Genomic DNA, 11704 nt, shown 5'->3' with positions numbered 1-11704 from the left:
GACCATGCGGTTCGTCTTCTTCACAGACTCCTTTTAAGCGGGCTATACCTTGCGCCCATGTTTCAGGTATAGCCCGGCTCCATTCATCCTTTCGCCCTCGCTCGCCGGAGGCGAGCGTGCGTTTATTCGGTGGCGTCTCGCCACTTGTGCCTCGGGGCACAAAGGAATGCGGCCAGAGTCCGCCACATACCTCACACTCGCGGGACACGAGCGAGGGCAAGCGACGGTCTGTTCAAAAACTATACCTGTGAATCACATTGTCAAATCTAGCATTCTAACTTCTAAACTCACTAACTCTCTAACTCCCCAACTCCTAAACTCTCAAACTCCTATAACCTGCCTCCGTATGACATAACCAACTAAAAACCAGTGCCTATGAAAGAAGATTTTCTACACTACATCTGGCAACACCAGTACTTCGACAAAACCAACCTCACGACAACAGAAGGGGAGTCCGTGCAGGTGCTCCGGGTAGGTATGCACAATACCGATGCCGGCCCGGACTTCAGGGAAACGCTCGTGAAGGTAGGGGAGGTGGAGTGGTCAGGGAGTGTGGAGATACACCGGAAGGCATCGGACTGGCGGCGGCACCAGCACCACTTTGATTTTAAGTACAACCAGGTGGTGCTGCACGTCGTGTGGGAAGCGGATGAGGCAGTCCGCCGCACGGACGGAAGCCTTATACCTGCCGTGGAGTTGAAATCACGCATTCCACATGCCATGCTACAAACTTATGAGCAGCTGCGCCGGGCACCTGATACGATACCCTGTGCCAGCTTTTGGCCCCGGGTGCCCGACATCACCAAAACCATGATGATGGGCCGCACCCTGACCGAACGGCTGGAACTCAAAGGGGAGGAGGTGCTCCAGCTATTCAATCAATTAGGCAATGACTGGGAAGCGACTGCCTACCAGCTGTTGTGCAAAGGGTTTGGCTTTAAGATCAACCAGGAGCCTTTTGAGCGATTGGCTGGGGCACTGCCGGTGCAGGTGGTGCGCAAGCACCAGACCAGCCTGTTTCAGATGGAGACGCTGCTGTTCGGACAGGCTGGTTTTTTGAACGATCCGGCGGATGAGTACAGCGCTTCGCTTGCCAAAGAGTATACCTACCTGAGCCGGAAATACAAGCTGCAGGAACAGGCCATGCAACGGCATCACTGGAATTTTCTGCGCATGCGGCCTGCCAACTTCCCGACAGTACGGTTGGCGCAGCTGGCTGCCTTGCTCACGCAGCAAAAGAGTTTGTTCTCCCGAATCATCGATACAGACGAACCAAAGCACTATGATGCGCTGTGGCAGGCGCCTGTGTCGGCTTATTGGCAAAAACATTATACCTTTGGGGCAGAGTCGAAGGCAACGCAGGTACAACTGGGAAAGTCGGGGGCACAAAACCTGACGATCAACGTGGCGGTACCGCTGCTGGCCGCCTATGCCTCCTATACGCAGCAGCTCCGCTACCTCGATAAAGCCGTGAATTTGCTCGAGAAGGTAAAGGAAGCGTCTAACAAAGTAACAAGGCAGTACGAAGAACTGGGTTGGAAAGCCGCTTCAGCTGCTGACAACCAGGCAGCGCTGGGGCTCTACAAACTATATTGTCAGCCAGTGAACTGCCTCCGTTGCGCCATTGGCAACAAAATCATGAAGCAAGATATACCAACTACGTGAGTGTACTGATTTACAGCCTGAACCTGCTGGTGCTGGCCGGGCTGGTGTGGTGGCTCTGGAAACAGGACTGGGAAGCAACGCTCAGGCCCTTTTTCTTTCCGGCGCTCCTGCTCAAGCTGTGCTGTGGAGTGCTGCTGGGAGTGTTAAGTTTCCATATTCTGGAGAGAGGGGATACCCAGCTTTATTACAACCGAGCTCAACTGGCCTATGATACTTTTTCGGAACAGGGCCTGGGTACCTACCTGCGCTACCTCTTTTTAAACGACGCCACCGGAACCCCGTTAGCAGCTGTTCAGAGACCTTATTATGAAAGCGTCTGGAATATGTCGAAGCTGCTGAGTATACCGATGGTCCTGACGCAGGGCAATTACTATATCAGTTCGCTATACCTGTCGCTTTTCAGCTTCGCAGGCTTGTGGTTTCTGGTCAATGCCATTACCCGGTTCTTTCCTGCTACGGCTATAGCGGCACTTATTGCTTTCTTATTTTTTCCTTCTGTGTTATACTGGTCTTCCGGCGTGATGAAAGAGAGCTTTCTGATGGGCGGAATGGGGCTGGCGCTGGGAAGTTTCCTGCTCCTGCTCTATGCCGGCAAGCAGAAACGGCAACGGTTGCTATACCTGCTGCTGATCGGTTTGGGAATCTACCTCATCTGGCTGGTGAAGTACTTCGTGGCGGTAGCCCTGGGGCTGATGCTGGTGCTGAGCCTGCTGTTGAAGGCGTTGTTTTATACGGAGAAGTTGAGCAGGTTTCACTGGTCCTGGAAGCTGCTAACGTTGCTGCTCCTATTTACCGGCACGGCACTCCTGGCATCGCAACTGAATCCCAACCTGCATGTGGAGACTTTGCCGGACGCGGTATACCTGAACTATCAGAAAAGCCTGGCTGCGTCAGCGGGCAAGCCCCGGATCGACTTTCCATACCTGGAACCCACTTACCTGAGTTTTACGCTGCATTCCCAGCTTGCTCTGGCAGGTATACTGTTCCGGCCGTTCATCTGGGAAGCGTATAATATAAGGTCTTTTTTAGCCAGTATTGAGAACACCTTGCTGCTGCTGCTCGTTTTCGGTTTTCTTCGGGATCTGTTTCAGGAAAACAAGTGGAAGTGGCAGTATGGCTACCTGGTGGTGGCAGTATTGGTATACCTTTTGGTAATGGGTGTGCTGCTGGCCTATAGTATGCCAAACCTGGGTACACTAAGCCGGTACCGGATCGTGATCATACCCTTCCTGGTATACCTGCTGCTGCTTTGCAACACCAATTCTGCCCTGATGCAGCGTATTCTACCCAAGCAACAGCCAGACTAGAATGCTATGTTGCAGCATGTTGTTGACAATTTGCTGCAGCTACCGCTAACGTAACAAAAACCTTTTCTCCTCAGCAGATTAGCACGATTCTTTGTACCTTTGCCCCTTATTTGAAATAGGCTATGCAAAATCCGGTAATTATACTTGGTGCTCAGAAGTTGGGCACATCAGCACTTGATATTTTCAACAGCAACGAGGTGGTGGTATACTGCTTTCTCGACGACAGCAAGGAACTGCAGCAGCAGGAGATCAACAATGTGTCGGTGATGAGCAGCACCGAAGACGGTGAGTTACTGAAACTGATAGGTAAGAAATGCGATGTGTTTGTGGCCGTAGAGGACTCTGCAGCCCGCAAAGGCCTGATCAAAATGCTGAAGGACGAATACAAAGTGGTACCTGTTAATGCCATTCACCGCTTCAGCTCGGTGTCAGAGTTTGCCTGGCTGGGCCACGGAAATATGATAGCGGCAGGTGCCGTCGTCAACAACAATGCAAAGGTAGGGAACTACAACGTGATCGAGTCGCGGGCTGTCGTCGATGCCAAGGCTGAGATTGGAGATTTCGTGCAGGTTGGTGCAGGAGCCATCCTCAATGCAGAGGTAGTTGTGGAAGATGGAGCCTTTATCGGGTCAGGCGCTGTGATCGTATCCGGTGTGAAGATCGGCAAGAACGCGCGCGTTGGGGCCGGCTCTGTCGTTGTCGCCAATGTGCCTGCCAAAGCCACTGTATTCGGCAACCCGGCTGCCCCCATTAAATAAACTTTTCTGCTGTCCATTGCTGTTTCAAAACTGACGTAGGTCATTTTCAGGTATAGGAGCAGTTTTTACTTTTGCAGTATAATTTTGAATGAGTGATTGAGTGGATGAGTGAATTGGAAATATAATCTGTTTAGCTCTAAATCCTTATAATCCTGATCTAACAATTTAACAAATAACAATTAAACAATTAATTAACACTTAGCTGAAACTAAGCCGTTATGAACAAACCCTACAGCATACTACTGTACTACTGCTATACCCCGATAGCAGATCCTGAGGCGTTCCGGGAGGAACACCATCTACTGTGCCTGGAGCTGAATCTGCTTGGCCGGCTCATCATTTCCAAAGAAGGGGTCAATGGCACGCTCTCCGGTCTGAAAGCGGACTGTGATAGGTACATGCAGCTTATGCATGCCGATCCCCGCTTCGCCAAAACCGATTTTAAAGTAGACGCGTCAGATGAGCACGCCTTCACGAAGCTGCACGTGCGTACCAAAGACGAAATCGTACACTCCGGCCTGCTGCACATCGATCCGAACGCCCGTACCGGTGTTCATCTTTCTCCGAAGGAATTCAAGGACATGAAAGACCGTGAAGATGTGGTGGTACTGGATGTCCGCTCTGACTACGAGCACAGCGTGGGTCGCTTTAAAAATGCCGTTACGCTGGACATCGAGAACTTCCGTGAGTTTCCGGACAAAGTAGACGAGCTGAAGGAAAAATTCAAGGACAAGAAAATCCTGACCTACTGCACCGGCGGCATCAAGTGCGAAAAAGCCAGTGCTTTCCTGTTGGAGCAGGGTTTTGAGGATGTGTACCAGCTGCATGGCGGTATCATCAAGTATGGCATGGAAGCCGGAGGCGAAGACTTTGAAGGTAAGTGCTACGTGTTTGATAACCGGGTGGCCGTGGACGTGAATAAGGTGAACCCGAAGGTGATCTCCAAATGCCATGTCTGCCATACCGAGAGTGACCGCATGGTGAACTGCGCCAACCCGGTGTGTAACCTGCACGTGCCTATCTGCGAAGCATGCGGTGTGGCAATGGAAGGCGCCTGCTCTCCGGAGTGCAAGGAACATCCTGAAAAGCGCCCCTACGACGGCACCGGCTACTATCAGAAACAAATGAATGGCTATAATCCCCTGAAAGGATTCAACCGTCGCAAGACTTCTGACGTAAATAACTAAGTATTCTCTAAAGCTCAGAAAAGCGTGCGCCTACCAGCCACGCTTTTCTTTGTTTACATCCTTTTCAGATGTTAGACGTTAGATATCAGATTTTCACTTTCTGCATATCATTTTTATAGTCTAATGTCTAACCTCTAAAATCTAACATCTAGAAGAAGTGGCAATCCCGGAATCAGAACTGATCATCAATAAGAACGGCACGGTCTATCATCTCAACCTGCTGCCCGAACACATTTCGGATACCATCATCACGGTAGGTGACCCGGACCGGGTACCGATGGTGAGCAAGTATTTTGATGAGATGGATGTGCAGGTGGCCAAGCGGGAGTTTGTGACCCACACGGGGTATTACAAAGGAAAGCGCATCACCGTTATCTCAACAGGTATGGGTACCGATAACATTGACATCCTGATGAATGAGCTGGATGCCCTGGTGAACATCGATTTTCAGTCACGGGAAGAGCACGCCGAGAAAATTGCGCTCAAGATTGTACGGGTGGGCACTTCCGGTTCGCTGCAGCAGGACATCCCGCTGGGCAGCCACCTGGCTTCGCACCATGCCGTCGGGCTGGACTCGCTGATGGAGTTTTACCCGCTGCAGCAGGACGAGAACGAGCAAAGCATTGCCAAAGCGCTACAGGAGCAATTGGGCGTCGGCTTCCGGCCTTACTGTGTGAATGGTTCCAAAAGCCTGCTTGACAAAATTGCGTTTGATATGGTACCGGGCAACACCCTGACCTGTCCGGGATTCTATGCGCCACAGGGCCGCGTGCTCCGGGGCGGGCTTCGCAACCCGGACCTGCTCCAGGTATACCAGGACTTCCGGGTATGCGATTTTAAGCTGACCAATTTTGAGATGGAAACCGCCGGTTACTATGCAATGGGCCGCCTGTTGGGCCACGAGATGCTGTCACTCAATGCCATTGTGGCCAACCGCATCACGCAGGAGTTCGCGCCAAATTCCGAAGAGATCATTGACAGCCTGATCGTGAAAGTGCTGGACCGGATATAAGGCAGTTAGAAAGTTTGGAAGTTTGAAAGGTATAATCGTAGCTCGCGTCCCGCCACTTGTGCGAAGATCACAGACTCAAGCGGCCAGAGTCCGCCACATACCTCACACCCGCCAGAGGCAAGCGAGGAAAACTTTTTACAAAGACAACAGCCAGTATAGAAATTTCTGTACGGGCTGTTTTTTTGTGGGTATAGGCAGCGTGTAAGGGTAAAATGTCCTGACGTTAACTATTTTCTATTTTAAGAATTGATCTGATAGGAAGAAACATGCCGGATTTCAACAGTACGAACTTGTCATCATAACACCATACGGTGGTCTCGACCTGTTTTATATCCCCATCATCGGTGCAGAAGGTGATCGTGGCTTTGTTGCGATACGCGTTGCCAAGTATGGTCGCGCGGTTGGCCTCATAGGAGCGGATGCTGCGGGCTGTAGGGTCCTGCAATACATCTTCCTGGCCAAATCGAAGCATCGGGATGTGCTCCTTTTCAATCTGGTTTACCCTTTTCTTTTTCATACTCTCATTTTTAGCGTGGCAGGTATACAATTACCAAACATGCCAAGGCGAGATTATGGTTCTGCAGAAGCCCGGTTTTAGTTTAGCCGTCAGTCGTCTACAATAGAAATGAGTCCGGTAATGCAGGTATAGCAAATTACCGCTACCTGTCAGGAGTCCAAATAGTTTGGCTACAGGAAGCAGCTATACCTACAACTTCTGCAAAAACGCAATGGTATCTACGCCATCGGCATAATCCCAGGGCATTGGGCACTGGGCGTCGCCGAAAGGAATGCTGCCTTCCAGCCAGCCGTGTGCCGATACCACGCATTGTGTTTTTTTGCTGACGTTGGCCAGTTTGTGGCGCAGGTCCGGAAGGGAAGTGAACGTTTCGTAGAACAGCACAGAGATAGGGGAGACCAGCTGCTCGCTTTCCTGCACCAGCAAAAAGCCGTTGTCAAAGTGTGGTACGCGGTTCACCAGCAGGATGGACTTGTTGTAGTCGTAGTTGTTGTGGTATTTGTGGTGTTCCAGTATGCCTTTGTGGTGCTCGTTGGCTTCAAAAAACTTATCAAAGGTATAGCCTTCCGGTACGTATACTTTGGATACATTGCGGCAGCCCAGGCCAAAGTAGCGGAAAATGTCTTCGCCGAGTGCTTTCAGATCATCCTCCTCCTCGTGGCCGGTCAAGATGCCGATGCTGGTGCGGTTCTTCCGGATGATGTGCGGGCGCTTGGCAAAATAATACTCAAAGTAGCGGGCTGTGTTGTCGGAGCCTGTGGCAATGATGGCATCGGCATCCTTGAGCATATCCACAAACTCAAACTGGTTGGCAAAGGCAGGCTCTAGGGCTACCAGCATGTTGGCCAGTCGGCGCATGAGCACATCATCGTCCGAGCTCAGCTTGGCCAGCAGGTAGTGGCCGCTGATGAGCACAGACAAAAAATCATGGAAACCCACCAGCGGAATATTGCCCGCCATCACAACACCAACCTTTTTAGGTGTAACCTGTTTGAGGTGGTAAGGGTAAAGCCATTCACGGAGGTATTGCTCATTGAGCAAGGTGATGATGCCATTGAGAGCAGAAGAAACGTTTTCTTCGTCGAACCAGGGGTTCTTGGCTTGTGCAACAAAAGACAGGGCCTTGCGCTCTTCCGGCGTCAAATCCTGCAGCTGCTTTCCTAGTTTTATGAAAGCTTCGATCCTGTTCTCTAGTGTCATGGCAACCGTGGCTTTAAAATTTATTTGATAGGGATACTTAATGTTCCTAATTTTGTTCGATAATTAAGTAAAGCGATACAAAAGTATAAAAAATATACAGGAGATACGATTATGGCGATAATGATCACTGATGAATGTATAAACTGTGGCGCCTGTGAACCTGAATGCCCGAATACTGCCATATACGAAGGCGGTATGGAATGGACCTGGGGGGGTGGCACGGCTCTGAAAGAAGTAGAGATTGATGGCGGCGAGGTTATACCTGGTGATGCGGCCCAGCCTCCTATTTCGGATGAGTATTACTACATAGTGTCAGATAAGTGTACGGAATGTATGGGCTTCCATGAAGAGCCCCAGTGCGCTGCGGTCTGCCCGGTGGATTGCTGCGTCGATGACCCGGATTACCGGGAGACAGAAGAAGAGCTTTTGGCTAAAAAAGACTGGCTTCACCAGGCCAGCTAGGTATTGCCCGAATAAAAGCACTGAAGCCTGCCTCTCTGGCAGGCTTTTTTCATTTCTAATGCAATTCAACTAAGGTATGGAAGCACTCATTCATCAGGACAAAACCTTTGACAAGGTGATTTATCCCGGCAAAGCGATCAGGAACAGGGAGTTCGAGGATTGTATTTTCAGGAACTGCGACTTCTCAAACGGTGATTTTTCGCAAAACCGGTTCACCGATTGCCAATTCATGGGCTGCAACCTGGCCATGCTGAAGCTGAACAGGTCCACCCTGAGCAATGTGAGGTTCAAAGAGTGTAAGCTGACAGGTATAAACTTCAGCGAGTGCGAGGAATTCCTGTTTACAGTACGTTTTGAAGGCTGCCTGCTCGATTATGCTTCTTTTTTGAAAAGGAAGATGCCCAAGACGCACTTCATCAATACCTCACTGAAGAATACCGTTTTCGAGCAGGCCATCCTGACCAAGGCAGTTTTTGAGAATACCGATCTGGCCGGCGCTGTCTTCGAGAGAACCCAACTGAACGAGGCAAACCTGGTCACGGCATACAACTACATCATAGACCCTGAACTCAATACGATCAAAAAGGCGAAATTCTCGCAGTATGGCTTAAGTGGTCTGCTGGCGAAGTACGATATTCAGATCCAGTAGCGCTTCTAAGCAGTGTCTGTGCAGGAGTAGTCTAGTAAACAGTAGGTTACTAAGCTTCATTTCGTAAGTTATAATTGCGCCAAATTTCCTAATTTTGTCATCCCATTAGATTGTAGCATAAGATGTCGATATCAACGAAATATAACCCCAGAGAAGTAGAAGAGAAGTGGTACAGCAGCTGGATGCAGCGCGGCTTCTTCCGTTCTAAGCCTAACTCCAAAAAAGAGCCTTATACCATCGTGATTCCGCCGCCCAACGTAACGGGAGTGTTGCACATGGGCCATATGCTCAACAACACGATTCAGGATGTGCTTATCCGTCGTGCGCGCATGAAGGGCAAGGAGGCTTGCTGGGTACCGGGCACCGACCATGCTTCTATCGCTACGGAAGCCAAAGTAGTGGCCATGCTCAAGGAAAGAGGCATCGACAAGAAGGACATCTCACGCGAGGAGTTCCTGACCTATGCCTGGGAATGGAAAGAGAAGTATGGCGGCATCATCCTGGAGCAGCTCAAGAAACTGGGCGCCTCCTGCGACTGGGACCGCACCCGTTTCACGATGGAAGACGACCTGTCTGCTGCTGTGATCGAGGTATTTGTGGACCTGTACCGCAAAGGCAAGATTTACCGGGGCGTACGCATGGTGAACTGGGACCCGCTGGGCGGCACCGCCCTCTCCGATGAAGAGGTGATTCCGAAAGATACCATGGCCAAGATGTACTACCTGCAGTATGAGGTAGCCGATAGCGCCACTTCTGAACTGACCTATATCACGGTAGCTACTTCCCGTCCCGAAACCATCATGGCGGACGTGGCTGTGGCCGTGAACCCGAATGACCCGCGCTATACGCACCTGCACGGCAAAAAAGTACGCATCCCGTTGCTGGGCAAAGAGATTCCGGTTATACTCGATGAGTACGTGTCCATCGATTTCGGTACGGGTGCCCTGAAGGTGACGCCGGCGCACGATCTGAATGACTATGAACTGGGCCAGAAGCACAAACTGCCTACTATCGATATCCTCAACAACGACGGCACCCTGAACGAACAGGCGCAGCTGTATGTGGGCCAGGACCGTTTTGCAGCCCGTCGCAACATCGTGAAGGACCTGCAGGAAGCCGGTTTGCTGGTAAAGATAGAGGAGTATGCGAGCGTGCTACAGACATCGGAGCGTACCGGTGCTGTGATTGAGCCGCGCTTGTCTATGCAATGGTTCTGCAAGATGGACGAGATGGCAAAGCCTGCCCTGGAGGCTGTCATGAACGACGACATTCGGCTGCATCCGCCCAAGTTCAAGAACATGTACCGCTCCTGGATGGAGAATATCCGCGATTGGTGCATCTCGCGTCAGCTGTGGTGGGGCCAGCGTATACCTGCTTTCTATTTGCCGGATGGCTCTTTTGTAGTGGCGACCACCGTTGAAGAAGCCCTGGAAATGGCCCGTGCCGAAGCCGGAAACGAAAGCCTGCAGCTAAGCGACCTGCGCCAGGACGAGGATGTGCTCGATACCTGGTTCTCTTCGTGGCTGTGGCCGATCTCCGTTTTCGACGGTTTTAAAGATCCCGACAACAAGGATATTCTGTACTATTACCCGACCAACGACCTGGTAACGGCTCCGGAGATCCTCTTCTTCTGGGTGGCGCGTATGATCATGGCCGGTTATGAGTTCCGCAAGGAGCCGCCGTTCCGCAACGTATACCTGACCGGTATCGTACGCGATACGCAGGGCCGTAAGATGTCCAAATCATTGGGCAACTCACCGGATCCACTCGACCTGATTGAGCAGTACGGCGCCGATGGCGTGCGTGCAGGTATGCTGTTCAGCTCACCTGCCGGCAATGACCTGTTGTTCGACGAGAAACTGGTGGAGCAGGGTCGTAACTTCTCGAACAAGATCTGGAATGCCTTCCGGTTGATCAAAGGCTGGGAAGTGGATGAGAGTCTGCCTTGCCCGAACGAAACAGCGATCAAGTGGTTCGACTCCCGCTTCAATGAAGCTTTTATCCAGATCGAAGACCACTTCAGCAAGTTCCGTATTTCGGATGCTCTGCTGGCCGTTTACAAACTGGTTTGGGATGACTTTTGCTCCAGCTACCTGGAAATGATCAAGCCGGCTTACCAGCAGCCAATCGATAAGCAAACCATCGATACGACGGTGGTATACCTGGAGCGGGTACTGAAGGTGTTGCATCCGTTCATGCCATTCATCACAGAGGAGATCTGGCATGATCTGAAGGAGCGCAAAGAGAAGGAATACCTGATCGTAGCGGCCTGGCCGAAGCAGGAGAAGTTCGATAAAAAGCTGAATGAAAAAATGGAGGCGGTGCTGAAAATAGTAGCTGCCATCCGTAATATCCGCAACTCCAAGAATATACCGCATACTAAATCGCTTGACCTGGCTATCAAGGTGATGAACGAAGATGGGTATGAGAACTTCATCAGCATCATCCGGAAGCTGGCCAACATCAACGAAATCACCCTGGTGCAGGAGAGCCTGGACGGGGCGATCAGCTTTGTAGAGGCAGGTGATGAATTCTTTATTCCGATGGAGGGCAACATTGACGTAGCCGCCGAGCGGGAACGTCTTCAGAAGGAGCTGGAGTATACCAAAGGCTTCCTCAATTCGGTAGCCAAGAAGCTGAGCAACGAACGTTTTGTAAGCGGAGCGCCGGAGTCTGTGATTGCCAACGAACGGAAGAAGCAGGCAGACGCCGAAGCGAAGATAAACGCGATCGAGCAAAGTTTGGCTTCGTTGTAAGGTATAGCCTGATTGATATGACAGCGGCCGCTCTCGTTAAGGGAGCGGCCGCTGTTTGTTTGTAGAATAGTCTTTGTGATTGAAACGGCTCTGTTTTTGCTTCGTAGCTGCGGTTTGTCTATACCTCAACCTAACGTTGTTGCATAGCTTGGCTTGGCCAGCCGGGCCTTACTTTTTTCCTTGATAAAAAT

General features: G+C 51.0%; 11 protein-coding genes. 8 read left to right on the top strand and 3 right to left on the bottom strand.

The window, feature by feature from the left end; translation table 11 throughout:
- Positions 1-220 (bottom strand): hypothetical protein (locus tag OB13_RS14800; protein WP_461490945.1); only part of this gene is annotated, 220 nt, incomplete at its 3' end.
- A 155-nt stretch (positions 221-375) separates the two neighbouring features.
- Here OB13_RS14800 and OB13_RS14795 point away from each other — a divergent pair.
- From OB13_RS14795 to OB13_RS14775, 5 genes are all read left to right on the top strand, one after another.
- The gene (locus OB13_RS14795) at positions 376-1665 is read left to right on the top strand and encodes a DUF2851 family protein (protein WP_461490944.1); all 1290 of its coding nucleotides are present in this window, start codon (positions 376-378) and stop codon (positions 1663-1665) included.
- Positions 1662-2972: a hypothetical protein gene (locus tag OB13_RS14790; protein ID WP_461490943.1), complete on the top strand. Its 1311-nt coding sequence runs from the start codon at positions 1662-1664 to the stop codon at positions 2970-2972. Before OB13_RS14795 ends, OB13_RS14790 begins: the two co-directional genes overlap by 4 nt.
- Positions 2973-3094: 122 nt before the next feature.
- On the top strand, positions 3095-3730 hold the full coding sequence (locus OB13_RS14785) for a NeuD/PglB/VioB family sugar acetyltransferase (protein WP_461490942.1): 636 nt from the start codon (positions 3095-3097) through the stop codon (positions 3728-3730).
- Positions 3731-3948: 218 nt separating this feature from the next.
- Entirely contained in the window at positions 3949-4917 is a 969-nt protein-coding gene (gene trhO / locus OB13_RS14780) for an oxygen-dependent tRNA uridine(34) hydroxylase TrhO (protein ID WP_461490941.1), read from the top strand.
- 157 nt (positions 4918-5074) lie between these two features.
- Positions 5075-5929 carry a nucleoside phosphorylase gene (locus OB13_RS14775; protein ID WP_461490940.1) on the top strand — a complete coding sequence of 285 codons (855 nt, stop codon included), beginning with the start codon at positions 5075-5077 and terminating at the stop codon, positions 5927-5929.
- Between the two features lie 223 nt (positions 5930-6152).
- Here the strand turns inward: OB13_RS14775 and OB13_RS14770 are convergent, their stop codons facing one another.
- Positions 6153-6446: a hypothetical protein gene (locus tag OB13_RS14770; protein ID WP_461490939.1), complete on the bottom strand. Its 294-nt coding sequence runs from the start codon at positions 6444-6446 to the stop codon at positions 6153-6155.
- A gap of 189 nt (positions 6447-6635) precedes the next feature.
- Complete coding sequence (locus OB13_RS14765; RefSeq protein WP_461490938.1) at positions 6636-7646, bottom strand: acyl-CoA reductase; 1011 nt, start codon at positions 7644-7646, stop codon at positions 6636-6638.
- Positions 7647-7757: 111 nt separating this feature from the next.
- Here OB13_RS14765 and OB13_RS14760 point away from each other — a divergent pair, with 111 nt between their 5' ends.
- From OB13_RS14760 to OB13_RS14750, 3 genes are all read left to right on the top strand, one after another.
- Complete coding sequence (locus OB13_RS14760) at positions 7758-8108, top strand: 4Fe-4S dicluster domain-containing protein (protein ID WP_461490937.1); 351 nt, start codon at positions 7758-7760, stop codon at positions 8106-8108.
- A gap of 76 nt (positions 8109-8184) precedes the next feature.
- Positions 8185-8757 carry a pentapeptide repeat-containing protein gene (locus OB13_RS14755; RefSeq protein WP_461490936.1) on the top strand — a complete coding sequence of 191 codons (573 nt, stop codon included), beginning with the start codon at positions 8185-8187 and terminating at the stop codon, positions 8755-8757.
- Between the two features lie 122 nt (positions 8758-8879).
- Positions 8880-11513 (top strand): valine--tRNA ligase, encoded by a 2634-nt coding sequence (locus tag OB13_RS14750; protein ID WP_461490935.1) that lies wholly within the window; start codon positions 8880-8882, stop codon positions 11511-11513.
- Positions 11514-11704: the final 191 nt, after the last annotated feature.

This window comes from Pontibacter sp. HJ8, from assembly GCF_054824225.1.
The sequence above is the reverse complement of the archived record's forward strand: the minus strand, read 5'-3'. Positions and strand labels throughout refer to the sequence as shown.

Excerpts from the sequence above, each read along its gene's own strand:
- OB13_RS14795 (WP_461490944.1), top strand. The coding sequence starts at position 376 with ATGAAAGAAGATTTTCTACACTACATCTGGCAACACCAGTACTTCGAC.
- OB13_RS14785 (WP_461490942.1), top strand. The coding sequence starts at position 3,095 with ATGCAAAATCCGGTAATTATACTTGGTGCTCAGAAGTTGGGCACATCA.
- trhO (WP_461490941.1), top strand. The coding sequence starts at position 3,949 with ATGAACAAACCCTACAGCATACTACTGTACTACTGCTATACCCCGATA.
- OB13_RS14770 (WP_461490939.1), bottom strand. The coding sequence starts at position 6,446 with ATGAAAAAGAAAAGGGTAAACCAGATTGAAAAGGAGCACATCCCGATG.
- OB13_RS14765 (WP_461490938.1), bottom strand. The coding sequence starts at position 7,646 with ATGACACTAGAGAACAGGATCGAAGCTTTCATAAAACTAGGAAAGCAG.
- OB13_RS14760 (WP_461490937.1), top strand. The coding sequence starts at position 7,758 with ATGGCGATAATGATCACTGATGAATGTATAAACTGTGGCGCCTGTGAA.
- OB13_RS14755 (WP_461490936.1), top strand. The coding sequence starts at position 8,185 with ATGGAAGCACTCATTCATCAGGACAAAACCTTTGACAAGGTGATTTAT.
- OB13_RS14750 (WP_461490935.1), top strand. The coding sequence starts at position 8,880 with ATGTCGATATCAACGAAATATAACCCCAGAGAAGTAGAAGAGAAGTGG.